The following is a 25,851-nucleotide window of genomic DNA, read 5'->3' as shown; positions in this document are numbered from 1 at the left end:
CCGGATAGAATTAAAGGTTAGTAAATAATTTTAACGAAACAAAATTACAAAAAAAATCAAAGCATAAAAAGCTACTTAACACCAATAAGCATTTAAAATGAAAAAGGGATCATATTTCAGATCCCTTTTTCAAAATTTCAGCTATTTTTTACACGGATTACTTAACGTGGAATTCAACTCTTCTGTTGTAGAATCTGCTTTCAGTATCCGATTCTTTGAATAACAGCTGGCTCTTTCCTTTACCGGAAGTTGTTAACCTGCCAGCATCAACACCTTTAGCAACAAGATATTTCTTAACTGCTTCAGCTCTCTTCATTGAAAGCTCGTCGTTGTATTTATCGGAACCAATTTGATCTGTATGACCCTGAATTTCAACACTAACATCAGGATGAGAAAGAAGAATTGCCGCAGCATTATCAAGAATTGCATAAGATTCAGGTCTCAAAGTAGCTTTGTTGAAATCAAAGTTTACACCAACAAGCACCCATTTATCTTCCATTTTAGCCGGGCCCATACATTTCTTAATGATTTCGCATATTCTATCATAATCAACTTCTGTTGGAGTTGTCTGATATCTTCTAACTATATCTTCAATTTTGTTATAATCAACTTCACCTAAGCCTGTATAAAGCTGACAGTATTTTGAAGGTTCGCCTTTGCTGAAATAATAGAGAAGACCAAGATCAGCGTGAATCCAGCTATCATTGGAATTTCCACCAAAGAAGCTGCCGCCAAAGAAACCATCTGAACTACCATCTCTGGTATCTCTGCCGTCTATTTTACTGTTACCCATGGTATGATATGTACCTTCACCGCGTATTCTCCAATCTTCGCCTATTTTAATCTCTATACCAGCACCAAGATTGAATTGTGCACCTGTATTGGATTCTTCATCCAATTCACTTACAACGAATCCACCTTCACCATCAGCCCATTGTGCATTTTCAGGTTTGTTATAATTAACTCCAATACCTGTTACAAGGAATAATGTCCAGGGTTCGCAGGGATTAAAATAGTATAGGAGATCAAGATCTCCAGTGATCATGTTATTAGTTACATATTCACCATTGTTTGCTGCATAATTCTCATAGTATTGAGCTGCAACATGGTTGTATGAAGCTTTTATTCTGGATGCAACATGCTCTGACCAGTTTCTTTGAATAAGGATATGACCTCCATAAAATTCACTGGTATTGAGTGATGCACCATTTATTCCAACATACATAGGATAGGTAAATCCAAATCCGAATGCCCATGCATCTGTAGCAACGGATCTATCCTGAGCAACTGAATTACTCATAAGAAGTAAAACAGCAGAAAGTGTTAAAATGGTGTATAATTTTTTCATAATGATACCCTCTTATAATTGTGATAGATGTTTTTATTATTCATATAAATATGTCATTATTACTTTTGACAACTGCTAAAATATTATAAAAATTAAACAAAAACAATAATTGTAACCTATAACTTCTTTGCTATTAAACAGTTAGCATCACAAAAACCTTTCCAAGAAAAACAATTGAGTTTAGCGTATTTATTAAGAAAAACTTATTTTATCAGGGTAAAATTTGCTGAATTGTAAAATCTCTTTCGGGGTGTAGCGCAGCCTGGCTAGCGCGCTTCGTTCGGGACGAAGAGGTCGGGGGTTCGAATCCCCCCACCCCGACAGATTTATTAAAGATTTAAAAACCTACACCTGCACCAAAACTTACAAAAGGATCACCTGATTCATATGGTGAGTTTTCATCATTTATAACATCAAATAAAACTTCTGCGAAAACCCAAACATTGGGACCTACATTCTGACTAAATCCACCGCCAAGTAATAAATAAGGAACCCAATAGCGTTCGGTTTCATAAGTGTTGTTTAGTACATTGAACGAACTAATGTTTTCATAACTCCAGTAAGCAAACTCGGCATGAGCGTACAGTTGCGGAATAATTCGATATCTTGAAAATACACTGCCACCATAGTTGCTTGTCTTAAGAGCCGGGAATGGTTCATATCTATCATCACTTATATATGCATAACCAACCTTTGCACCAAGTGATAATTTAGGAGTTATCTTATATCCAACAAGAGGATAAACTCCAATATAGAAATAGTCATTCCAAAAGTTGAAGCCAATATTACCTCCATAGTACCATCTGCTTTCGGATGCCGGCGGTTGATCAGGTTTGCTCTGGTTCACAGTATTTTCCTTGTAAGAATTATCGACTGCAAATACTGTCGATAAATAAATAGCCGCAAAAATAAACGAACAGATTTTAGTTTTCATTTTCTCTCCTTGATAAAGTGTTAAATTTCTAATGTGAAAATTATACTATCCTGAACAAGAAACAATATTCACTATTGTAGTTCAAAAAGTCATTAAAGTCTGCTTTTCAGTTTTCAGGGTTAAAAGATTAATTTTGGTTAATTGAAGTACATATTTTTTATTTAAAAACCTGGAGATGATATGGCCGTAAAATTACAACAGAGAAATTTTTTAAAACTACTTGATTTCTCACCTAAAGAAATTCGTTTCTTACTGGACTTGTCAATTAAATTAAAAGAAGAAAAGAAAAAAGGCACTGAAAAGAAAAAACTTAAAGGGAAAAATATTGCTCTCATCTTCGAGAAAACTTCAACCAGAACAAGATGTGCGTTTGAAGTTGCGGCATTCGATCAGGGTGCAAATGTAACTTACATCGGTCCAACCGGATCTCAGATAGGACATAAGGAAACAATGAAGGACACAGCTCGTGTTTTGGGTAGAATGTACCATGGCATCGAGTACCGAGGTTTCGGACAATCAATTGTTGAAGAGCTGGCTGAATTCGCAGGAGTACCTGTCTGGAATGGTTTGACAGATGAATTTCACCCTACACAGGTACTTGCTGATCTTTTAACAATGGAGGAACATTCAAAGAAAAAGCTGAATAAAATGTCTTATTGCTATCTTGGTGATGCACGAAATAATATGGGCAATTCATTACTGGTAGGTGGAGCAAAGATGGGAATGGACGTTAGACTTTGTGCCCCAAAAGAAAATTGGCCTGAAGAGGGTCTTGTAAAAAAATGTAAGGAAATTGCTCAAGTTACAGGAGCTAAAATAACACTTACTGAAAAAGTTAAAGAAGGTGTTTCCGGTGTTGATTTTCTTTATACAGATGTTTGGCTTTCTCTCGGCGAACCTGCAGAAAAATGGGATGAGAGAATTAAATTGATGAAACCATACCAGGTAAATATGGATGTCATAAAACTAACCGGTAATCCAAAAGTTAAATTTCTTCATTGTCTGCCCGCGTTTCACAATCGTGATACCAAAGTTGGAGAGGAGATTTATAAAAAATATGGTCTGGATGGAATGGAAGTAACTGAAGAAGTTTTTGAATCGAAACATTCAATTGTATTCGATCAGGCTGAAAACAGACTTCATACAATAAAAGCTGTTATGGTTGCTACGCTTGGAAAATAAATTAGGTTGATTTTTTAAGCTGGATTTTTGTTTTGTGTAACTCACTCATGACAATCCAGCTATTAATACTGCCTTATTATTTCGGATGTTCAACAGATCCTGAGTAGAAAACATCACATTCGACTCCGAGTAAATCATCTGTCAAATTTTTAACAGGTGCCAGAAGAGTACCTACTACTTTCACTTTACCGAGTTCGGGTGAGTTTAAATCTCCGAAGACATCCTGAATGAAAATGCTGCATCCGTTTTTATTTAAAAGTGCAATTGTCAGATCGAGTTCCTGATCAGCGAATCCGATTGAACCAACTAATGCAACTCGATTTTTATTTGTTGCAAAAGCCGCATCTTCAATCTTAAAGACGCCACTAATTATTTCCCAGTTGGAAACCATCTTTACAATTTTTGTGGTCTTCCCTGAATTAAATACAAACACTCTTGCAAAGTCAGTTCCTTTCGTTACAGCAAGTCCGACCGGACCAGCAAGCAGTACAGCACCAAGATCTATCAGATTAAAATTCTGACTCCGCTTGAATTTATCAATAATCTCATCCGCATCTAGTCCATTGAGAGAAAGATTTTCTCCTGATAGGCTAATTGTTCCCTGAATATTATCAACGATATTTTCCCATTCTTCTCCGCTCGAAGTCAAATTCAGAGAAAGATTAAGTGGTCCAGCAATAACCGGATTTTCATTAAAAGATTCCAGCAATTTCTCAGCATTGAAATTTACATCATTGAAAACAAGACTATATTTTGGATTTTTTACAAACGGGGATAAAGTAAAAGTTGAATTACCCCTGGCATTTTCTCCAAACAGTCTTACGACTTCAGATCTAATTTCGAAGGTGCCATTCCTGGAATTAATGGAAAAATCAAGATCAGAAAAGTTAAAATTGCGCGAGGAAATAATATCTGATTTCAATTTTGCTGTTAAAAATATTGTAGCGAGTGGATTGGGATTTATTTTATCGTTAAAATAAATATCAGTCAAAAACAATTGAAAGTTTTTTGCAGTAATCGTGTCCTTTGAAAACTCATAAACTACGTTCGAATTTTTAATTTTTACATATTTCAAAACGAGTGAGTCAGTCGGGAATTGAAGCTCAGTAAAAAATTTTCCTGAAAGCTTACCATTCATTATTTCAGGAATAGTATCCTCCGCCGCATAAAATAATTCCGATAAGTTAATATTCTTAAAATTAGTTTCAGCCTTTATATAGAAGGGTTGATATTTTGAAGTGTTGTATTCTCCCGTGAAGTTAAAGTTTCCTGTCAGAAAATCCGTTTTAAAATTGGTGAACTTCAGATTAAACCCTAATATATTCTCGCTGATTTTAAATGTCCCGGAATTGATTTTTAATCTTGGGAGGAAACCTTCCGCAGTTGCATTAATCTTTCTTATTTGAAATTCTATTTCAGGGAATGATTTAAACTTTGCCGCTTTTGATGTAGAAGTTTTCGCAATTACATCCACATCAATATCAAGAATGCGATGATTGAAGTCTCTCTTAATCGAAGGATCAAAAAATAAAAAATTCGGCAAGTCGAAAACTTTTGATTTTATTTGAAGATCACCGGTAATGTCCTCTTCCCTGTTGAACAGCAAAGCCATAGCATTTTTTACTTCACCGTTTATCAGGAAATCTGTTCCTTCTGAAACCACTTTCAGATTAGCAAATTCTAAATCATCATTATTTCTTTTGATTATTCCATTGATGTTATCAAACCTAATAGTACCTGGAACATTTAATCCAAAATCTTCAAAAGAAATTTTGGCTTCATTCATCTCGTTCACATAACGCTTTTCACTGATTAAATACTTGCCAACAATTTTATCGGTTATTTCAATTTTTCCTTGCAGATCTGATATTGTTCCCAAACTGAATAATTTATCGAGTCCGGTTACATCCGCCGAGAGAAACAAAATTAGATTTAGTTGAGGTTGGGTAAAATTATTTATTGAGCCGGATAATTTCACAAAGCCATCAGGCAAATCAGCATATAACGTATCTATTATTAATTCAGCTTCAGACCAATCATCGTTTTTACCGGATGTAAAATTTCCTGTAAGATTCAAATTTTTTATTTCTCTTTTGGTGATTGGGTTGGTCAGGAAAACTTTACTTAATCCGAACGAAACATCAATTACCGGAAATTCAGAATAAGTTTTTCCATTGACTCGTGCCTCCAGATCAACTCTGCCCGATTTTAAATTTCTTAATCCTGTTTCACTGAGAAAAAGTGAGAAGAGACTGAAATCTTCATCTACTCCTTTTACTGAAACATCAATATACCCTTCATTTTTTGAGTTAAATATTCCGTTGAATTGAAACTGCGCTTTGCCGATCGAAATATTTCCTTCATTGAAAGAGACAAAAACTGAATCTGGATTGATTTGCAAATTTGAATTAATTCCGATTTGAAGATCACTAAGAATTGATGCATTGTTTTTGATTAAGGAATCAATGTGACCATCAAAATCAATGGATGCAGTAATTTCTTTCTGCTTGTATGAAAAGTCTGACTGAAGCCTTTCAATTCTAAATTGAATTTTATTTTTCTTGAACTTGTTTTCAGCATTAACCAGAATATTTACAAATTCTAGATTCTCAATGTGAAGTGATAATTCGGGCTTTTGTGTCGGAATATTTTGCTCTTCTTTTTTTGTACTATCTGCTTTACTTAATTCATCTTTGGCTTCATATTCATCTTCATTCGCTCCCTTGATGGCTTTTACGATGTTTATCTGACTATCCGGATACACAATTAAATTAATGCTGCCATTTTCAAAAGAAATTTCAGAAGCACTGATATTGGAAGAAAAAAGATCAACCACATTTATCGAAACATATGCTTCTTTAATTTTAAATACCGGGATCGAATTAAGCTTGGAAGTTGAGTCTTTGCTTTCAATCAAGCATAAATCTTCAAACCTAATGGATGCGTTCGGGAAGTTTTTAAATGGTGTAAATGAAAGATCAGAAAAGAAATCTGGCCATTGATTTTCTGATTTAAAGATAATAAAACAGTTTTACTGATATCGTTTTTATAGATGAGAAATACAACGAACAAAAGCACAAAATAAAAAATTAATATTCCCGTTAAAGAGAAGATTGATAGAAGAATTATTCGGGAAAGTGATTTTTTCTTTTTGGATTTAGAATGATTCAATTCAGTAACTTCTTTCAATCGCACTAAATTCTTAATGAAAATCTTTATTCCTGATCTGCAAACAGTTAAAAGGCTTGATTAATATCGAAATAAATTCCGTTGCTGCCTTTACCAAAGCCAACATCCATTCTGATATCAACCTTTTCAAGTTCATCGAACCTGAAACGTATTCCAAAACCATAAGTTGGTTTTACGGTTGATATAGTTATTCTTCCTACCGAAGGTGCTACATCACCGATTCCTGCAAATAAAATTAATCCAAACCTCCAGACAAGCTGCGGCAATCTGTATTCTGATTGAATGACATAATAAGTTTTGTCCCGATATCTGCCCATAATTGTTCCTCTCATAAGCTTGCTTCCACCAAGTAATCCCAAATCATAAAAAGGAGGAGTTCCGCCTTCGCTTAACAAATATGCTTGCAATGCAAGAACATGACTTGATGTTGGATTCCAATAATGCCGGAGATCAACCACTTTTTTGCTATAATCAAAATCACTTCCGAGAAATTCAAAAAAGTTACTTGCGTAAGCTTCATAATAACCACCGCTCGAAGGGAAGAAATTATTATCTCTGGTATCCCAGGAAACAGCCAGTCCCAAACCCGAAGTTAATCCACCTTCCCTTCCGACAATAGCTGAATCATTTTCCAGATAAGGATTCCCCTTAGTATCTACCACCGACATATTTCTTATCTCATAGTTGATTCCGATATTCAAGCGGTCATCAAAAAGTTTTGGCTGAAGTTTTATTTGAGCCTGAATATTATCCTGCAGGTATTGATCATTTTCAATCTCCGCAGTTTGGTTTCCAACTCCGTAATAGCGATCAAAGTATGAAGAGTAATTGAACTTTGACCAGATTTTAAGTTTATCTTCAAATAAAAAAGTTCAGGAATGATAGTTACATCGTACTGTCCGTTAACTGTATAATAAAATGATGGTGTGATGCTCGATGACTTTGCTTTTGGATCATCATACAATTTAAAGTATACAATTCCACCACCACCGAATGCTAGACTTGTTTCAGGTGAATAAAAAATATACGGATAAGCAAGCCAGTCAACACCACGGACAGCCAGTGTATCGGGTTTTTGAATAGCTGTTGAATCAGTTTTTTCCGATTGAGAAAACAATAGCTGTTGAAAAACTATTATAATTACAAAGACAAATATTTTTTTCATAGTTCGCTAATTGAATATAGACTCAGTACGAAATTAAACTAAAATTCTGTTGATAATGAGAGCATAAAAAAGAACTCATCCTCAAAGGGATTATAAAAATAACATCCTATTTCAAAATTTTGATATAAGCCTCCAAGTAATAAACCCCGATCAGTTTCCAAATCGGTGTTATATAATTTTGTAATCTGCCCGCTCATTCCAAACCACAGCCAATAAAAAGGTGAATAAGTTAAATCAGTCCAGTTGTAAAAGAAATTATTTTCTTCTGACTCGAAGTCAAACAAATATTCCGATTCGCTGTATAGTTCAAATCCGATATAGCTGAATGTGAATTCTAATCCGGGCGCAATTCCGTTTGTTCTTCCAAAAACACCGCCAACCATTGGTGTGATAAAGAACTCAAATTCGTTTTCGCCAAAAAAATTATATCCAACCCATCCTGAAAATGTTTTTAAATCTTCATAATTATAGCGAGCCTCAAGATGAAGATTACTTTTATCTGCAATAATGATTGGAAGGAAGATAAATGGTTCAGTGAAATATAGATCAGTTTCAGCACTAAAAGTCCATTCAGAAGAGGTTAAATTATCCTCCTCTTGAGCAAATATGGTTGAGGTTAACATCAGAAATAAATTACAAATCGAAATAAAGCAAACAGTTTTCATCCGCCAAGTGCCATTGTAATTGCAACCAGTGTAACTCCGAGTAAAAGAATTGCGATCCCGGATACAAATGGCCGGAAACCAGAATATTTACCAACTGAAAACCCGCCAATGAAAAGAATTAGTAATGCAATTCCATTCGAAATTCGCAGCGCTGATGCAGTATTATTAATAAAAATAAATGGAAGTGCGACAGGAAAAGTACAGGTGAATACGAGCAGGAAAATTATGAAAGCAGTTCTCAACTCCGACCAGCTAAATAGCACTGATTTAGGAACATCCCCAAGCTTTACCAGTCTTTCATGAATCTGGTCAACTTCTTCTGGTTTCAGTATTACCGAAATAATTGGGGGCAACTCATCAGTAAGCAATTTTCTTCCTTCGGCTTTATCAGTTGTAGATTTTAGTTTTTTTAAAACTGAATATGCGTGACCTTTTTCGAACAACCTGGTCATTAAATAAAATACTCCATCTATAATTCCCCAAGCAAGATTACATCCCAGGGCAGCCCATAACAAATCCTTGATCTCAGCTTTACCATCGGATGCTACACTGATTGAACCTGTGAATGATAGAACCATGATTAATCCAAAAAGTACTTCAGAAATTCTGCTGATCGGATCTAAAGCACTTCCAGCTTCGCTTTGAATTTTCTTCCAAAGATTTTTTTCTGACATACGACTCTTCCCTAAATTGCATCAGGTGTAAAGAAAAACATCAAAGCAACAATTATATAAATAGCAATTAATTGTACTCCCTTGAACCAATTCGATCTGCCATCACCGGAAATCAAGGAACCAATCAGTACTGCAAAGAATAAAGCTCCCATCTGAGTTTTCGGAAATGAGAGATGTAAAGGAGAAGGACCAATCACCAAACTTAGAAGCACAAGAACTGGTGCAACAAATAATGCAATTTGAATACAACTTCCCAGTAAAATTCCAACGCTAAGATCCATTTTATTTTTCTGTGCCATCGCAATCGCAGAAAAACTTTCGGCTGCACCTCCAACTACTGCAAGAAATACAATTCCGATAAATGTAGCAGACATACCGAGAGCTTCACCTGTTCCTTCTGCTGCACCGACCAGCACTTCACTCATAAATGCTGCTCCAACCGATGCAATTACCAGCATAAGAATTGAAAGACCTTTTGACCAGCGGTCTTCGTGATGTTCATCTTCTTCATCTTTATTGCTTTTAAAGAACTCTGGATGTGTTTTTATCATAAAGAAAAGATAGAGACCATAGCCCAGCAGAAGTACAATTGCTAGTCCAATATTCAGTAAACTCTCTTGTCTTAAAACATCCTGTGTCCCGAATAGTGAATTGAATGAACTAGGAACTGCTAAACTTATTACAGCCATAAACATCATAGAAGCATATACACGTGCACTGGCTGGATTGTATTCCTGTATGTGATGCTTTACTCCTCCAATAAAAAATGAAAGACCCAGCGCCAATAAAAGATTTGCTAGAATTGCGCCTACAATTGAAGCTAATACCATTGTGTATAGTCCGGCTTTTAATGCAACAACTGCTATAATTAATTCCGGGAAGTTCCCGAACGTTGCATTTAGTAAACCACCAATTGCATCACCTGTATATGTTGCAAGTTGCTCAGTTGAATGAACTATTAGCTTGGCAATTGGTATGATTGATAGAGCTGCAGAAAAGAAAATCAATGGCTCTGAAGCGTGAGCAGTCTCAAGTGCAAACGAGATTGGTATGAAAGCAAGCAGCCAATTAGGACCCGGTTTGAAAAACTTTTTCATTTACTTTGCCCTCTATATTGTTGATTGAATGATTGAATCTAACCCGGACTACTGAAGCAACTTTTTAGCTTCTGCGAGTTCTTTTAACTTTTCTTCGCCAACTTCGGGATATTCTAATTCCAGAGATGCGAGAGCATCAATAACTGCTGCAGCTACTACTAATCTAGTAAACCATTTATTATCTGCTGGAACAACGTACCATGGCGAATGTTTTGTGGCAGTGTTTCGAATCATATTTTCGTATGCTTTCATATACTCATCCCAGTATCCGCGTTCTTTTGCATCCGCAGAAGAAAATTTCCAATTTTTTTCAGGATTATCTATTCTTTCTAAAAATCTTTTTTTCTGCTCTTCTTTTGAAACGTGAAGGAAAAATTTTCTGACGACCGTTCCGTTTCTGGAAAAATACTTTTCAAAATTTCGTATGTCTTGATATCTTTCATCCCAGATATGTTTTGTAACAAGTTTCTCAGGCAGCTTTTGCTTTGCGAGAATTTCTTCGTGAACACGGACAACGAGAGTTTCTTCGTAATAACTGCGATTAAAAATTCCAATGCGACCTCGTTCCGGCAAACGTTTCATACATCGCCACATATAATCATGATCGAGGTCTTCGCTGGTTGGAGCTTTGAAAGAAAATACCTGGCAGCCTTGTGGATTTATACCTGACATTACATGCTTTATAGCACCATCTTTTCCTGCTGCATCCATTGCCTGAAAGATCAGAAGAATTGACCATCTGTCCTGTGCATAAAGCTTATCCTGCAATTCTGCAAGCAGTTCAATTCCGTTTTGAAGAGCTTCCTTTGCTCTTGGTTTGTCTTCAGATTTCAAATTGAGTGTATCTGCGGGATCAATGTGTTTAAGCCGGAAATCTTTTCCATCCGTTATCCTAAAAGGCTTTACAAATTTTTTTGCTCTTTTAATAGATTCTTTTTTCTTCATTTGTCACCTCATATTGAAATAATAATTGGGCTAAAGCCAATTAATATTAGACAAAATTTAGAACCCCGACCTAAAGGTCGGGGCTAATAACCACATCCTTTAGGATGTGGTCAACGAATTACAGAACAATAAATTGGATTTTAACCCAATAAAAATTATTTATTTTCATCTTCTGAATGTTCAACCGGATTCATCGGCTGATAAGCTTCCCAAGCAGTTTTATCAATCCATCCGCCAGCAAGTGAGCTGAATATTCCTACAGCACTTTTCAATAATGTTGCTCTTGATTGAACATAACCGAGCTCTGAATTAAAAAGATTTCTTTCCGCATCCAATACTTCAAGATAGCTTGTTGCACCTTCTTCATACCTCATATTAGATAAGCTATAATATGTGGTGATTGCATCCAGTCTTTTACCATCTGAAAAATAAATTTCCTCAGTCTTCTTTCTTTCAATTAAAGCATTCTGTGCATCACTAAATGCAGTCTGAACAGACTTTATATAATTGAAGAATGCCTGTCTCTGAATTGCTTCAGCTGATTCAACCTGGCTTGAAATTTCTCCAGCACGAAATATAGGTGCGAGCAAACTTCCACCGGCATTCCAGACAAATGAACTTGGCTCGAAAAGTTTTGCGATATCATTATTCGAAAATCCAAGTAAGCCTGTCAACGATAGTGAAGGGTAGTAAAGAGATTTAACTACACCGATTCTTGCATTTGCAGCAACTAACTGTTGTTCAGCTTCCAACACATCAGGTCTTCTTTCAAGCAATGTAGATGGAAGACTTTCAGGAATTTCGGGTAAAATCAAATTGTTAATCATTTGTCCTCGTGGTATTGGTCCGGGATTTCTCCCAAGCAAAACACTTATTGCATTTTCTAATTGAACAATACTTTTTTCAAGAAATGGAATTTGTGATTTTGCATACCAATATTCTGATTCAAGCTGACTTATTTCTAGCTGAGATATGTCACCTCTTTCCCATCTCTGCTGGAACAGTTCTAATGATTTTGCACGTGATTCAACTGTCCTTTTTGCGATTTCAAGTTGAGCATCAAGAGAAAGTAAATCGAAGTAACTACTTGCAATTAACGAAGTAATCGAAAGGATGACGCCCCTTCTTACTTCTTCAGCGGCAAGTAAATCGGCAAGAGCAGCTTCATTTGCTCTTCTAATTTTTCCCCAGATATCAATTTCCCAGAATGCAGAAAGATCTAAAGTATATCTTTCAGATCTGAATTTTGTACCATCAATATTTGTTTCACCAACTCTTCCTGAAGCTCCTGCATCAAACTTTGGGTAATAGTTGGATTCTTCAACTCCGTACAATCCCATATATTGATCTACTCTGGCTGCTGCAATTTTTATGTCATTATTTTCCTGAACAGCTGTTTTGATCAAATAAGTCAACACAGTGTCGCCGAATCATTCCCCCCAGGTTGTATCTGCCAGAGCCAAAGCAAGACTATCTTCAACAGTGTAATTCTGCATATAGATCGTACTATCGGGCATTTCAAGATCCGGTCGAACATAATCTGGCCCAACTGAACAGCCGACAATAAAAATCAAAAACGAAATTGAAATAAATATTTTTTTCATCAGTGTCCTCCTTTCTCCTCTGAACCGGGATTTTGTGCAATTACTGGAGAAGGTTCTTTAGTTTTTTTCTCTTTCACAAAATATTTTTCTACCATAACAAAGAGAGATGGTATTATGTAGATTGCAAGGGATGTTGCAATCAGAAGTCCGGCAAACACTGCAAGTCCCATTACTTTTCTAGCTTCAGCACCAGCACCTGATGCTCTTACAAGTGGAAGAACTCCAAGTATGAATGCAAATGAAGTCATCAAAATAGGGCGGAGACGAAGTTTAGCTGCATCGAGTGCAGCAGCAGCAACTTCCATCCCTTGTTCCTTTTTCATCTTCGCAAACTCTACAATCAGAATTGCATTTTTAGCCGCAAGTCCGATGAGAGTTACAAAACCAATCTGAGCAAATACATTATTCACATAACTGTCACTGAAAAATCTTGCAATCCACAATCCTGTCATTGCTCCAAATACAGCAAAAGGAACTCCGAGTAAAACGCTGAGAGGTAAAGACCAGCTTTCATACTGAGCAGAAAGAATCAGGAATACGAAGAGTAGTGCAAAGATAAAAACCGTTGCACCTGTTCCGGCTGCTTTAACTTCCTGATAAGACATATTCGCCCAATCATATCCCCAACCTTGCGGAAGAACCTGATCAGCAACTTCTTTAAGTGCATTGATTGCATCTGTAGATGTATATCCGGGTGCAGGTACTCCTGTCAATTCTGCTGCGCGGAAAAGATTGAAGCGGTTTGTATACTCGGGACCTCTGGTTGATTCCATCTTAACAAGTGTGTTGAGAGGAACCATACTGCCTTGATTATTTCTTACAAAATATTGACTGAGATCCCAGGTTTCATCACGATACTCGCCTTCTGCTGAAAGGTAAACTTTATAGACTCGGCCAAATCTGTTAAAGTCATTTATATAATTTGCACCGAGCAGTGAGCCAAGCGTTGTATTTACATCCGCAATTGTAACTCCCTGCTTTAAAACTTTATCACGATCAACAGAAGCCATAACTTGTGGAACTGTTGCTCTATAAAACGTAGCAATATTTCCAATCTCCGGTCTTTTCTTTGCTTCAGTTATAAATCTTTGAACTTCCATACTAAGATCTACCGGTGTATTTCCGCTTTTATCCTGAAGTAAAAATGTAAAACCGGCACCGGTGCCTAATCCCTGGATTGCAGGCGGTCCGAACACATAAATAAAAGCCTCAGGAATTTCTTCAGCAAATCTTTTGTTTAAGGCTCTTATAGTTTCAAAAGATCTTTGAGAGGTTTCGGTTCTTTCACCCCAGGGTTTCATGGAAATAAAAAATCCACCAACGTTTGGACTTACTACCTGAGTAATGATACTGTATCCTGAAATGGTTGTATAGTTATCGATACCTGGTGTTTCAGCAAGAATCCGTTCAACTTTTTTACAAACTAAATCAGTACGTTGAAGCGAACTTGCATCTGGAAGCTGTACGTTTATCAGGAAATAGCCATTATCTTCTTCAGGAACGAATCCACCTGGAACAGCTTTAAACAAAAGAAGAGTCAACACTAAGACTATTCCTATGAATATCACACTCCTGGAAATTTTTCTAACCAGAATGCTTGTTAGTGAAAGATAGCTTCCAGTGAACTTATCAAACTTTTTATTGAACCATACATAAAATTTTTCCAGTGGAGATTTTTTTCCTCCTTTTGGTTTTAACAGCTTTGCTGCTAATGCCGGACTTAATGTGAGTGCATTGAAAGCTGAGAACAAAACTGAGATAGCAATTGTAATAGCAAACTGCTGATACAACATTCCTGTAATTCCACCCATAAAAGCTACCGGTACGAATACAGCAGCTAAGATAAGAGCGATTGCAACTACGGGTCCTGATACTTCTTTCATTGCCTGAACTGTTGCTTCTTTAGGTGTCATCCCATGTTCGATATGATGCATAACGGCTTCTACAACAACTATCGCATCATCAACCACAATTCCGATTGCAAGCACCATTCCCAATAGTGAAAGAGTGTTTATCGAAAAGCCAAGCATCGGGAAAACAATGAATGTTGAAATCAATGAAACAGGTACTGTAAGCAGCGGAATTAACGTTGCACGCCAGTTCTGCAAAAAGATAAACACAACAAGTATAACTAGCAGAACTGCCTCAAATAAAGTATGAACTATCTCAGTAATTCCTTCTTCTATTGGAAGAGTAGTGTCGAGAGAAATTTCGTGAACCATTCCCGGAGGAAAATTTTTCGAAAGTTCATTCATCGTCTCTTTTATTTGCTCTGCTACCTCAATAGCATTTGATCCGGGAAGCTGATATACTGCAACTACGGCAGCAGGTTTACCGTTGTTTCTTCCAATCATATTATAAAGCAGAGTACCAAGTTCGATCCTGGCAATATCTTTCATACGTAGCTGTGAACCATCGGGATTAGTTCGGATTATAATATTTCCAAACTCCTCTTCATTCAATAATCTTCCCTGAGTTCTTACTGTATATGTAAAATCAGTGCCTTCTGGTGCAGGCGGACCACCAATTTGTCCGGCAGGACTAATAACGTTCTGATCCTGAACAGCTTTTACAATTTCAGGAACTGTTAGACCGAGTTTACCAAGAACATCAGGCTTAACCCAGATACGCATTGCATAATCACTACCTCCGAAAAGTTTTACATCACCAACACCTCTAGTTCTGCTAAGGTAGTCATTGATATTTATTGATGCATAGTTGCTGAGGAAGTTATTATCGAATTGCCCTTCCGGCGATTTTAATGTAACAAGAAGTAAAGGAAAAACAAGAGATTTTTTTACTGTGACACCATAATTTTTTACTGAACCTGGGAGAAATGCGGTTGCCTGGTTAACACGATTCTGTGTAAGAACATTTGACATATCCAGATCAGAACCAACATCAAACGAAACCTGCAAAGTGAGAGTTCCATCATTTGCATTGATGGACTTCATATAAATCATGTTTTCAACACCGTTGATCTGCTGCTCAAGCGGAGTTGCAACTGATTGTTCAACGTCTACAGATGAAGCACCAATGTATGTTGTCGTAACGTTTATCATCGGAGGAACAATATCGGGGAACTGAGATATTGGAAGTCCCCGCATTACTATTATTCCAACGAGAACCATCACGATGGAGATAACCATCGCAACAATCGGTCGGTTAATGAAAAAATTTGCCATTATTTATTTCCCCCTGGATTCTTATCAGCATTTTCATTCATTATAAAATCGACAGGAGCAACAACCATATCAGGTTTTACTTTCATCATTCCTTCAACAATAACTCTGTCCCCTTCCTTCAAACCTGATTCAATTACTGTATACTGACCGAAGGTGGTAGATGTATTCACTACTCTAAGCTGAACTTTATTGTTTTCATCAACAACGAAAACTGTAAACTGTCCCTGAAGTTCTACCATTGCACGCGTAGGAATTACTAAAGCACCTTTTCGTTCTTCAACAACAGTTCGAATTTTTGCAAACTGTCCGGGTCTGAGAATTTTTGATTTATTAGGGAAGGATGCTTCAAATTGTAAAGTTCCTGTTGTAGCATCAATTTGTCTCTGAGCAAAAACAACGTAGCCTTTCTGATCGTAAACTGAGCCATCAGCTAATACCATTTCAAGCTCTCTTCTTTTTCTTGCCGGATCTTTTTCTATCTCGCCTAATTTTTTAGCGAGATAGAGATACTCCTGTTCCGAAATTGAAAAGCGGACATGGATAGAATCAATTCTCGAAATAGTATTTAAAATTACAGGATTAGGTGGACGACCTACAAAATCCCCAACTCTTGCAGCAGAGATACCAATCAATCCGGTAATGGGAGCCGTAATTGTTGCATAACCGAGATTGACTTGGGCAATATTCAATGCTGCCATTGCTGCATCCAATTCGCCTTTTCTAGCTTCGTAAGTTGAAATTGCAATTTCGAGGTCACGCTTACTTACTGCACCAACTTCTGCGAGAGGAGTATATCGTTTTACATCATCCTCAGCCTGCGCTAACAGTGTTTTTATTGAAGCAACATTACCCTGAGCCTCAGCTACTGCCTGCTCATATTCAGTCGCATCTATTTTATAAAGTAAGGTTCCTTCTCTGACTTCACTTCCCTCTGCAAAGTAAATTCCCTGCAGCCATCCATCTACTCTCGCACGTATTTCAATGTCAACAGCACCGAGAGTCTGGCCAACCCATTCACGGGTAATTGGAACGTCTTTTGCGACTACTTTTGTTACTTTGACTTCAAGAGGTTTCATTTCAACAGCTTCTTCGCCGCAAGCGAAGAGTATAAAGCTGGTTGCTATTATTGAAAATAGTCGAGTGAAGACATCTGATCGTCTTTCAGATTCATCATTTTTATTACTCCTTTATAGGAAAAGAACTTTAGATTTTTTATTAATAAAATTTTTACTCTGGCAAAATTTAATTATAATAGTTCAGATTATTCTATTTTAACTTCCTGTAACTGCTTCAATTTCTGATTTAATTCTGCTTTACAGTATCATCCTCCGGAAGCGAAATGTCCTTAAGTAAAGCCTGGTAAACTTTATATGCGATTGCGAGAACAACAGCACCGACAAATAATCCGATGACACCGGCAAGCATCATCCCGCCTATTGCGCCAAGTAATATTACTAAAGTAGGTACGTCAACACCTCTGCCTAAGAAAATTGGTTTTAGCAATGCATCAGAAAAACTAATAATTACACTTAGTACAAGAAAAATTATCGCGGAAGTTGTATCCAGGAAACTAAAGCCATAAATGGCAATAGGAAGTAATATTAATAATGGCGGCAGCTGAATTATTGCAAGGAATAGTACAATCAACGCCCAGAGACCAGCTAATGGGATGTTGAATATCAGCATCACAATCCCGGATGCTACAGCTTGAATAAATGCTACACCTAACACTCCCTGGACAACACTTCTTATTGTAGCACCAGCAAGTTCTGTAAATCCCTCACCTTTTTTACCAATTAAGACTCTGAATGCTTTCCGTGCAACAATTTCTGCAGAGTCTGCTTTTGCTAATAATGCACCAGCAATTATAATAGATACAAGTGTGAGCAGTACAGTAGAACCCAATCCCAGAATACCGGCAAAAATATTTGATGCAAATTCTTTTATCTGGGGCTCAAATGCTTTGATAGCTCCCTCAATATTGACTGAAGCAAGTTTCCATGCATCATAAACCGGTTTTCCTATCACCGGCCAATCTGCAATATTGTCATCGGGAGGTGGAATTTTAAATGTTCCCTCTTCCAGTTCTGCAGCAAGATTTTTTATACCCCCAATTGCAGATTCCATTAAAAAATATGATGGCACAATTAAAATTGCTAATGCAAACAAAGTTATTATAGTAGCAGCAAGTTTTGTTCTGTTACCAAGTAATGCAGCAAACTTTTTAAATAATGGATAAATACCAACCGCTATTATGATACCCCACATAATTACAAATAAGAATGGTTTAAGTATCCAGTAGGACAGAATAACCAATAACGCGACAAAACCAATTCTTAAAGAGACGGCTATGGCTTTTGTATAGTACGCTTCATCAGTAAATTTTTGATCTATTGCTGCCATAATAGTTTCCTCCAAATAAATAATTATTAAAACACATTTAAATGCATCCTGCCGTATGAAAAATATTCTCCGGCATAAACCTGCCTGACGGTAGGCAGGTACCGGAGATATTTTAAATTATGTTGGGCATCCTTTATAGATTAAATGTTAACTACTGCCCTGTCATTTTTTTCGGGTCGAGTAATTCTTTTATCTGATCTTCCGTTAAAAGTTTTTTCTCACGAATCAGTTCCAGAATCCCTTTGCTTGTTTCGAGAGCTTCTTTTGCCAGCTCGGTTGTCTTTTCATAACCAAGAACCGGGTTAAGTGCTGTTACGATTCCAACACTCTGATTAATGTATTTTGTCATCACTTCTTCGTTTGCTGTAATTCCATCAATGCAACTCGTACGGAATGCTTTCATTGTGTTTGTAAGAAGTTTTTGTGATTCCAGTATGCATGAAATTGCCAGCGGTTCATAAGCATTAAGCTGAAGCTGACCGGTCTTTGAAGCAATTGTTACAGCAACGTTATTCCCCATCACTTTGAATGTAACAAGATTCATTAACTCTGGCATTACAGGATTAACTTTCCCCGGCATAATTGAAGAGCCAGGTTGAAGTGGAGGAAGATTTATTTCGAACAAACCGGTTCGCGGACCAGATGCTAAAAGAATTAAATCGCTTGCTATCTTTGAGAGTCTTATTGAGAGTGTGTTTAATGCGTTTGAGTAATTAGCAAAACCCGTGAGATCTGAGGTAGCCGCAATTAAATCATCTGCTGGAACAATTTTCTTTTTCAAGATTTCGCCAAGATGTTTTGCACAGTTTTCTACAAATCCTTTTTGTGCTGTGAGCTTAGTTCCGATGGCAGTTCCGCCCATATTTATTACATATAAATTTTCTTCGGCTTGTTTAAGCTCATCAATTGAAGCTTTAAGCTGATTTGCAAAAGCATAGAATTCCTGTCCAAGTGTCATCGGGACAGCATCCTGAAGTTCAGTTCTTCCCATCTTCAAAATATTTTCAAACTCTTTTCTTTTCTTTTCGAATGTAGCAACCAGAGCTTCGAGTTCAGGAAGAAGTTTTTGATTCATAAGAATAATTGCAACGTGAAGAGATGTAGGATAAGAATCGTTTGTTGATTGGGACATATTCAAATGATCGTGAGGTTCAATGTAGGCATAATCTCCTTTTTGCTTACCGCTCAATTCAAGAGCGATGTTCGCAAGAACTTCATTCACATTCATATTTGCTGAAGTTCCGGCACCGCCTTGATACAAATCAACTAAAAACTGATCGTGATATTTTCCTGCGAGAACTTCTTTGCAGGCTTTTTCAACTGCATCAAGAACATATTTTGGTAAAGCACCTGATTCATAGTTGGCTCTTGCAGCAGCAAGTTTTACTATCACAAAAGCATTTACTAATTCAGGATAATCTTTTGTGGTCTGCCCACTGATCTGAAAATTCTCTAAGGCACGCATAGTCTGCACACCATAATATGCATCGTTTGGAATTTGCTTATCACCAAGCAAATCGTGCTCTGTTCTGAATCCGCCATCCTGTGCAAACAGGATTGCTGGCAAAAATATCAATCCAACAATGACTGATAAAAATATTTTTTTCACTGATAACATTATTGACTCCAATAAAATTTATAAAACAAATGAACTAATTATGAATGCAAAGATTGTTGTAGCTACAAGGCACACGATTCCGGGAAGCATAAAACTATGATTCAATAAGTACTTCCCGATTTTCGTTGTTCCGGTTCGATCAAATGAAACTGCTGCCAATACAGTTCCGTAGGTTGGTAAGAAGAAAAATCCGTTCACTGCAGGATAAACTGCAATCAATACCCATAATGGCATTCCCAATGCAACGCCAACCGGCATTAAAGTCACAACAGTTGCAGCCTGACTGAATAAAAGCATTGAAAGAACAAATAAACCAAGTGCAAGAACCCAAGGAGCTTGTTGAATAAGTCCCGATATTCCATCAACAATTTCTATTCTGTTGCCCTCAAAAAAAGATGAACCCATCCACGAGACACCGAGTATTGATATAACCGCAACTACACCACCTGTCATAATACTTCCTTTGACTGCTTCGCCTGGTTTTGCTTTGAAAAACATCATCATAATACCTGCGGTTGCGAGCATTATGATCATAATCGCATCACCCATTTCTAATTGCTCAAGTATTGGTTCTTTACCTGAAAATATCTCATAGGTTGGGCGAAACTGTGGAAAGATTCCTATCAGAACTACTACAACTATTGCGACTAAAAAAATGATTAGAGAATTTCTTGCGTTGCCTATTTTTTCTTTTGCCATTTCAACGGCAGCAGTCGATTCCTGGATTTTACCAGACTTTAATTTTTCCTGATATTCAGGATCATCTTTAAGGTCTTTACCTTTCCAGGCAACTGATAGTGTCCCGACTATTAATCCTAAAATTGATGCTGGAATAATCACCATCATAATTTGAAGTAAACTGACATTATAGGATACAAGTGCTGCTAGCAATGCAACAGTTGCTGCACTGATCGGTGAGGATATAACTCCATACATTGAAGCAGTAACACTTATTGACAGTGGTCTTTCAGGACGTACACCTGCTTTTGTTGATACTTCAGCAATAACCGGTAACAATGCATATATTACATGCTGTGTTCCACTGGCTAATATTAAAAAGTAAGTAACAAAAGGTGCAACGAATGTTATGTATTGAGGTTTCTTTCGCATCACTTTTGTGGCGAAAGAGATCAGATAATCCAGTCCACCCGCTGATTGCATAGACGCTAATGCTGTGATTACCGCGATTATCATTCCAAGCACAATTCCGGGCGGTGATCCCGGCGGAAGTCCGAAGACAAAAACCAGAATTACCAGCCCGATCCCACCCATTGTACCTAATCCGATTCCACCGAGCCGCGCACCTATCACTATGCAGGCAAAGAGAATCAGAAGTTCAATCCACATCATGGTTGCACCTTTAATTTTTATTTAAAGTAAATATTTATTCTCTACTTTCGATCAATACATCTCATAATATTCCTGAACTTTTACCGGATCGTTTGACTTCAGCAAAGCAAGCCTTAAAAGTACTCTCGCTTTTGAAGGAATAAGTTCATACGATGCAACGAATCCAAGAGCATCATCATCAAGCTCAACATTTCTACCAACGAAACCAGTAATAACACGTGAACCGCGAACAACAACAACGCCTTTTTCTCTGGCATACTTCAATGCTTCGATACAAGCATCGGTTAAGTTACCGTTTCCAAGTCCGCTTGTTACAATACCTTTTGCACCAAGATCAACTGCAGCTTTAATCAGATCACCGGGCGCATCTTCATAAATTGCAATTACATCAACTCTTGGTAAGCTGGTCAAGTTATCAACATTGAACTCAGTCTGATATGTGTGCTTCTTATCAGGCACATCGACGTAATTGATAACACCATAGTTAACCGTTCCCAATGGACCAACTAAAGGTGAGAAAAATGTCTCAACTGCTGTTGTACTCCCTTTGATTGCAGCACGGCCTGAATGAATAAGATCATTTGCAACTACCATCACTCCACGATCCCAGGATTCCTTATTACCAGCAACAGCGACAGCATTGTAAATATTTAACGGACCATCTGCACTGAGAGCAGTTGATGGACGCATTGAACAAGTCAGTACGACTGGCTTTTTGGATTTAACAGTCAGATTCAGGAAGTAAGCTGTTTCCTCCATTGTGTCAGTTCCGTGAGTGATAACAATTCCATCAACATCATCCTGAGCTAATAACTCATTAACACGTTTTACTAATTTCAGCCAAACCTGGTCGCTCATATTCTGGCTGCCGATGTTTGAAATCTGCTCACCGGTTACATTTGCAATCTCCTTTAATTGAGGGACTGCATTAATTAATATATCAACTCCAACCTGACCGGATTGATATCCTGCCTGAACTTCGGTTGGTGCAGCACCTGCAATTGTTCCGCCAGTTGCGAGAATAACGACGTGCGGAAGTTTTTGTGCATTTAAGGTGAATGCAACAACAATAATGATAAATAGACTAAGCAATTTTTTCATAACACTACTCCTTTAATATTTGATGAAAGAATAATTATTATTTATAAACGGGTTCATACATTTTACTCTTAATGAACATTCCGATGCTCTTTGGTTTTTTAACCCGGGCTAATCCGCTCCTAAATATTTCCTCTGCAACTTTAATTGCAACATTTACCGATACTTCACGGATATTTTTTATCGGCGGATAAATAAGACCGTTTTCAAAATCCTCTTTCGTGATCTGGTCAGCTACTGATTCAGCTGCAGTGATAAACATTTCATCAGTAACTCTTTTTGCTTCCGTAGCAAATACTGCAAGACCGATTGCCGGGAAAATGAAAACATTATTTCCCTGTCCGGGTGTAAAAGTTTTTCCTTCATAAGTAACAGGAGCGAATGGACTGCCGCTTGCAAAGATTGCTTTACCTTTACTCCAGGTATAAGCTTGCTCAGCAGTACATTCTGAATGCGATGTTGGATTTGAATATGGAAAGATGATAGGTCTTTCATTAATCTTACTCATATTCTCAATGACTTGCTGATTAAAAGCTCCGCCAACAGTACTCACTCCAATTATTGCAGTTGGTTTGATTTTCAAAATACTTTCTGCAAAATTATTTGAAATCTCAGCATCGTGAGCGAACTGTTTCTGATGTTCGGCAAGATCATTTCTTGATTTGACCAGCAATCCATTCACATCGAACATCCAGATATTGTTTAGTGCTTCTTCCCTGCTCAATCCATCTTTCTGAAATTTCTTGACAAGCAAATCAGCAATACCAAATGCAGCGGCACCTGCACCAAGAAATAGAAACCGTTGTTCTTTAAATGGCTTATTCAATAACTTACTTACTGCAATAAATCCTGCAACAGCAATGGCTGCCGTTCCCTGTATGTCATCATTGAAAGTACATATTTTATCCCGACACTTATCTAAAATTCTTATCGCATTCACACCTGCAAAGTCTTCCCACTGAATGCAAATCTTTGGATACACTTTCGTAATTGCCTTTACAAATGTCTGAATAAAATCATCGTATGCTTTTCCCGTTACCCGCTTTTGTTTGATGCCCATATAAAGCGGATCATTCAAATAATTTTCATTATCTGTTCCCACATCCAAAACTATCGGTAAAGTGTACTCAGGGGGAACACCAGCGCAAGCTGTGTATAATGCTAACTTTCCAATCGGAATCCCCATTCCAAATATTCCAAGGTCACCGAGACCTAAAATCCTTTGCCCGTCAGTAACAACAACAAACCTGACATCTTTGACCGGCCAGTTTTTTAGTATGGCTTCAATCTTGTTTTTATTTTTAATCGAGATGAAAAGTCCTCTGGGTCGTCTTGCAATATGACCTAACCTTTGACAAGCTTCACCTACAGTTGGCGTATAAACAAGAGGCATAAACTTAGCAGGATCGCTCATTATTGTTTTGAAGAATAAAGTTTCGTTAGTATCAAGCAATCCGATTAAATAAATATATTTATTTATTGGTCTGTTAAGATTATCAACCTGTCCCTGAACTCGTAGAATTTGCGTTTCCATTGATTCGATTTGATCAGGAAGAATTCCTTCTAAGCCGTACTTTTTTCTTTCTGATTTAGAGAAAGCTGTTCCCTTATTCATCCTGGAATTGTTTAATAATGCGTAACCTTTTAAGTCTTTCATTGCTTATTAAATGATTTTAAATAATTTTTTTTTACTCTTTAAAAACTCATTATCGCCACTATCACCGGACCCCACGCTGTAAGTAAAATATTTCCGAGTGCATAAGGAACTGTATAGCCGAGAACTGGTAATTTACTTTGTGCTGCATCCTGGATTGCTTTCAAGCCTGCTGTAGTTGTTCCGGCACCTGATTGTGCACCAAGAAGAATTACAGGATTCATTTTTAGAACATAATAACCGAATAAGAGTCCGACCACATGTGGAGTAATTGCAACTACAAGTCCTGCGATTACCAGTCCAATTCCGGTTTCACTTAATCCTGAAATAAAAGTTGGCCCCGCTGAAAGACCTATTATTCCGATGAATGCAGAAAGACCAACATTATCAAATATCCACAATGCAGGTTCTGGTATTCTTCCAAATCGCGAAGTCTTCGATCGCAGCCATCCGAATATTAATCCCATAACAAGAGCACCGCCACTCGTAGTAAGAGTAATTGATATTCCGAAAATATTTACTGCAATCAGCCCGACCAATCCTCCAAGTAAAATTCCCAGACCAACAAAAATCATATCGGTAGCTGGTGATGTGCTGTCGAGATACCCGATTGTTTTAGTAACTCTGTCAACATCAGCTGGAAGACCAGAAATTTTTAGTATATCACCTTTATTAACAATCGTTTCGGCGCTGAATGGAATTTCCTGGCTTGTACGAATTAATTTATGAAGCTTTATTCCCTGTCCATTTTTTGATGCTAATTCTCCAAGTGATTTTCCTGCAGCGTCTTTTTTTGTGATTATTAAATCCCTGTAAGCAATCTGATAATCAAGAAGTTCCTGATCTGCTACTTCGGGACCGAAATCATTCAGCTTTTCAACGAATATTCTGTATCTTGCCATCACTGCTATTACATCATCCATGCTTAAAAGTGTAGAAGAATTTGGTTCGATTATTTTTCCATCACGACGCAGCCGTTGAATAAAAATTCTCTGATCAGTTATAGTTCTTTCGATATCTCCAATACTCAATCCAACCCACTTGGGATTTGTAATTTTAAATGCACGTAATCTCCAATCCTCAAATGCCGAAGCTAATCCATCTTCATCTTCAGATTTTCCTAAAAGTTTTTTTTCTAATTCCTTGCTGGCAGAGCGTAAATCCGTTTTTAAAAGTTTCGGCGCTAAAGTGGAAAGGAACCAAACGAGAATTGTTGTACCAACAAGATAGGTAACAGCGTAAGCAATGGGTATATTGTTAAGAAGGACTGTTTTTTCTGCATCCGGAATAGCAAGCCGTTGAATAGATTCACTTGCTGTTCCGATTACTGTTGATTCGGTAAATGCACCGGCAAGTAATCCGGCTGCTGTCCCAATATCGAATCCTAAAATTTTGCTCATCACAATAGCAGTTGTCAAGCAGGTCACACAAATAACAACCGTGAGAATAAGCTGAGGCACAGCATCTTTCTTTAAACCTCTAAAAAATTGTGGACCGACTTTATAACCGGTTGCAAAAAGGAACAGATCGAAAAAAATCACTTTAACAATCGGATCAACTAATATATTAAACTGACCTATTAGCACACCTGCAAATAATGTCCCCAGGACCGCACCAACTTTAAAATTGCCAATACTAATTTTGCCAATTGCAAAACCAAGAGCCAGCACAAGGAATAAAGCTAACTCAGGATGATGCTGGAGTATTTCAATAAATCCGTTCATAAAATCTCATTCTATT

At 37.3% G+C, this 25,851-nt stretch carries 20 protein-coding genes and 1 tRNA gene; 2 read left to right on the top strand and 19 right to left on the bottom strand.

What is annotated here, in order from left to right:
• Positions 1-157 precede the first annotated feature (157 nt).
• Positions 158-1,348: an OmpA family protein gene (locus IPM14_12280; protein ID MBK9098873.1), complete on the bottom strand. Its 1,191-nt coding sequence runs from the start codon at positions 1,346-1,348 to the stop codon at positions 158-160.
• A gap of 246 nt (positions 1,349-1,594) precedes the next feature.
• Between IPM14_12280 and IPM14_12275 the strand changes: the two genes are divergently transcribed.
• Positions 1,595-1,669 (top strand) — tRNA-Pro (locus tag IPM14_12275).
• Positions 1,670-1,685: 16 nt separating this feature from the next.
• Here the strand turns inward: IPM14_12275 and IPM14_12270 are convergent.
• The gene (locus IPM14_12270) at positions 1,686-2,282 is read right to left on the bottom strand and encodes a hypothetical protein (GenBank protein MBK9098872.1); all 597 of its coding nucleotides are present in this window, start codon (positions 2,280-2,282) and stop codon (positions 1,686-1,688) included.
• 180 nt (positions 2,283-2,462) lie between these two features.
• Here IPM14_12270 and argF point away from each other — a divergent pair, with 180 nt between their 5' ends.
• Positions 2,463-3,464, top strand: a complete 1,002-nt coding sequence (argF, locus tag IPM14_12265) for an ornithine carbamoyltransferase (protein ID MBK9098871.1) — start codon at positions 2,463-2,465, stop codon at positions 3,462-3,464.
• Positions 3,465-3,540: 76 nt separating this feature from the next.
• Here argF and IPM14_12260 read toward each other — a convergent pair whose 3' ends face one another.
• The 17 genes from IPM14_12260 to aspT form a co-directional block, all read right to left on the bottom strand.
• Entirely contained in the window at positions 3,541-6,381 is a 2,841-nt protein-coding gene (locus IPM14_12260; protein MBK9098870.1) for a hypothetical protein, read from the bottom strand.
• 319 nt (positions 6,382-6,700) lie between these two features.
• Positions 6,701-7,498 (bottom strand): BamA/TamA family outer membrane protein, encoded by a 798-nt coding sequence (locus tag IPM14_12255; GenBank protein MBK9098869.1) that lies wholly within the window; start codon positions 7,496-7,498, stop codon positions 6,701-6,703.
• A complete protein-coding gene (locus IPM14_12250; GenBank protein MBK9098868.1) occupies positions 7,384-7,818 on the bottom strand; it encodes a hypothetical protein in 435 nt (144 codons plus the stop codon). Before IPM14_12250 ends, IPM14_12255 begins: the two co-directional genes overlap by 115 nt.
• Before the next feature lie 38 nt (positions 7,819-7,856).
• Positions 7,857-8,483, bottom strand: a complete 627-nt coding sequence (locus tag IPM14_12245) for a hypothetical protein (protein MBK9098867.1) — start codon at positions 8,481-8,483, stop codon at positions 7,857-7,859.
• The gene (locus IPM14_12240; protein ID MBK9098866.1) at positions 8,480-9,157 is read right to left on the bottom strand and encodes a VIT1/CCC1 transporter family protein; all 678 of its coding nucleotides are present in this window, start codon (positions 9,155-9,157) and stop codon (positions 8,480-8,482) included. The genes IPM14_12245 and IPM14_12240 overlap by 4 nt, the downstream gene beginning before the upstream one ends.
• Before the next feature lie 11 nt (positions 9,158-9,168).
• Complete coding sequence (gene cax / locus IPM14_12235) at positions 9,169-10,254, bottom strand: calcium/proton exchanger (GenBank protein ID MBK9098865.1); 1,086 nt, start codon at positions 10,252-10,254, stop codon at positions 9,169-9,171.
• Positions 10,255-10,302: 48 nt separating this feature from the next.
• Complete coding sequence (locus tag IPM14_12230; protein ID MBK9098864.1) at positions 10,303-11,199, bottom strand: polyphosphate kinase 2 family protein; 897 nt, start codon at positions 11,197-11,199, stop codon at positions 10,303-10,305.
• Positions 11,200-11,354: 155 nt separating this feature from the next.
• Positions 11,355-12,617 carry an efflux transporter outer membrane subunit gene (locus tag IPM14_12225; GenBank protein MBK9098863.1) on the bottom strand — a complete coding sequence of 421 codons (1,263 nt, stop codon included), beginning with the start codon at positions 12,615-12,617 and terminating at the stop codon, positions 11,355-11,357.
• A gap of 12 nt (positions 12,618-12,629) precedes the next feature.
• On the bottom strand, positions 12,630-12,803 hold the full coding sequence (locus tag IPM14_12220; protein MBK9098862.1) for a hypothetical protein: 174 nt from the start codon (positions 12,801-12,803) through the stop codon (positions 12,630-12,632).
• Entirely contained in the window at positions 12,803-15,988 is a 3,186-nt protein-coding gene (locus IPM14_12215) for a multidrug efflux RND transporter permease subunit (GenBank protein MBK9098861.1), read from the bottom strand. Before IPM14_12215 ends, IPM14_12220 begins: the two co-directional genes overlap by 1 nt.
• A complete protein-coding gene (locus IPM14_12210; GenBank protein ID MBK9098860.1) occupies positions 15,988-17,064 on the bottom strand; it encodes an efflux RND transporter periplasmic adaptor subunit in 1,077 nt (358 codons plus the stop codon). The genes IPM14_12215 and IPM14_12210 overlap by 1 nt, the downstream gene beginning before the upstream one ends.
• Positions 17,065-17,290: 226 nt before the next feature.
• Positions 17,291-18,391 (bottom strand): AI-2E family transporter, encoded by a 1,101-nt coding sequence (locus IPM14_12205; protein ID MBK9098859.1) that lies wholly within the window; start codon positions 18,389-18,391, stop codon positions 17,291-17,293.
• 151 nt (positions 18,392-18,542) lie between these two features.
• Complete coding sequence (locus IPM14_12200; protein MBK9098858.1) at positions 18,543-20,009, bottom strand: aspartate ammonia-lyase; 1,467 nt, start codon at positions 20,007-20,009, stop codon at positions 18,543-18,545.
• Positions 20,010-20,027: 18 nt separating this feature from the next.
• A complete protein-coding gene (locus IPM14_12195; protein MBK9098857.1) occupies positions 20,028-21,359 on the bottom strand; it encodes an anaerobic C4-dicarboxylate transporter in 1,332 nt (443 codons plus the stop codon).
• Positions 21,360-21,410: 51 nt separating this feature from the next.
• A complete protein-coding gene (locus IPM14_12190) occupies positions 21,411-22,460 on the bottom strand; it encodes a type II asparaginase (GenBank protein ID MBK9098856.1) in 1,050 nt (349 codons plus the stop codon).
• A 37-nt stretch (positions 22,461-22,497) separates the two neighbouring features.
• On the bottom strand, positions 22,498-24,114 hold the full coding sequence (locus IPM14_12185; protein ID MBK9098855.1) for an NAD-dependent malic enzyme: 1,617 nt from the start codon (positions 24,112-24,114) through the stop codon (positions 22,498-22,500).
• 38 nt (positions 24,115-24,152) lie between these two features.
• Positions 24,153-25,835, bottom strand: a complete 1,683-nt coding sequence (gene aspT, locus IPM14_12180; GenBank protein MBK9098854.1) for an aspartate-alanine antiporter — start codon at positions 25,833-25,835, stop codon at positions 24,153-24,155.
• Positions 25,836-25,851: the final 16 nt, after the last annotated feature.

Source organism: bacterium (assembly GCA_016716565.1).
In the GTDB taxonomy this organism is placed as follows: Bacteria; Bacteroidota; Ignavibacteria; order Ignavibacteriales; family Ignavibacteriaceae; genus IGN2.
This window is presented reverse-complemented; position numbering and strand designations above follow the sequence as displayed.

What these genes read in the sequence shown, in the direction of transcription:
- IPM14_12280 (MBK9098873.1), bottom strand. Translation starts at nt 1,348, where the DNA reads ATGAAAAAATTATACACCATTTTAACACTTTCTGCTGTTTTACTTCTT.
- IPM14_12270 (MBK9098872.1), bottom strand. Translation starts at nt 2,282, where the DNA reads ATGAAAACTAAAATCTGTTCGTTTATTTTTGCGGCTATTTATTTATCG.
- argF (MBK9098871.1), top strand. Translation starts at nt 2,463, where the DNA reads ATGGCCGTAAAATTACAACAGAGAAATTTTTTAAAACTACTTGATTTC.
- IPM14_12250 (MBK9098868.1), bottom strand. Translation starts at nt 7,818, where the DNA reads ATGAAAAAAATATTTGTCTTTGTAATTATAATAGTTTTTCAACAGCTA.
- IPM14_12245 (MBK9098867.1), bottom strand. Translation starts at nt 8,483, where the DNA reads ATGAAAACTGTTTGCTTTATTTCGATTTGTAATTTATTTCTGATGTTA.
- IPM14_12240 (MBK9098866.1), bottom strand. Translation starts at nt 9,157, where the DNA reads ATGTCAGAAAAAAATCTTTGGAAGAAAATTCAAAGCGAAGCTGGAAGT.
- cax (MBK9098865.1), bottom strand. Translation starts at nt 10,254, where the DNA reads ATGAAAAAGTTTTTCAAACCGGGTCCTAATTGGCTGCTTGCTTTCATA.
- IPM14_12230 (MBK9098864.1), bottom strand. Translation starts at nt 11,199, where the DNA reads ATGAAGAAAAAAGAATCTATTAAAAGAGCAAAAAAATTTGTAAAGCCT.
- IPM14_12220 (MBK9098862.1), bottom strand. Translation starts at nt 12,803, where the DNA reads ATGAAAAAAATATTTATTTCAATTTCGTTTTTGATTTTTATTGTCGGC.
- IPM14_12215 (MBK9098861.1), bottom strand. Translation starts at nt 15,988, where the DNA reads ATGGCAAATTTTTTCATTAACCGACCGATTGTTGCGATGGTTATCTCC.
- IPM14_12210 (MBK9098860.1), bottom strand. Translation starts at nt 17,064, where the DNA reads ATGAAACCTCTTGAAGTCAAAGTAACAAAAGTAGTCGCAAAAGACGTT.
- IPM14_12205 (MBK9098859.1), bottom strand. Translation starts at nt 18,391, where the DNA reads ATGGCAGCAATAGATCAAAAATTTACTGATGAAGCGTACTATACAAAA.
- IPM14_12200 (MBK9098858.1), bottom strand. Translation starts at nt 20,009, where the DNA reads ATGTTATCAGTGAAAAAAATATTTTTATCAGTCATTGTTGGATTGATA.
- IPM14_12195 (MBK9098857.1), bottom strand. Translation starts at nt 21,359, where the DNA reads ATGATGTGGATTGAACTTCTGATTCTCTTTGCCTGCATAGTGATAGGT.
- IPM14_12190 (MBK9098856.1), bottom strand. Translation starts at nt 22,460, where the DNA reads ATGAAAAAATTGCTTAGTCTATTTATCATTATTGTTGTTGCATTCACC.
- IPM14_12185 (MBK9098855.1), bottom strand. Translation starts at nt 24,114, where the DNA reads ATGAAAGACTTAAAAGGTTACGCATTATTAAACAATTCCAGGATGAAT.
- aspT (MBK9098854.1), bottom strand. Translation starts at nt 25,835, where the DNA reads ATGAACGGATTTATTGAAATACTCCAGCATCATCCTGAGTTAGCTTTA.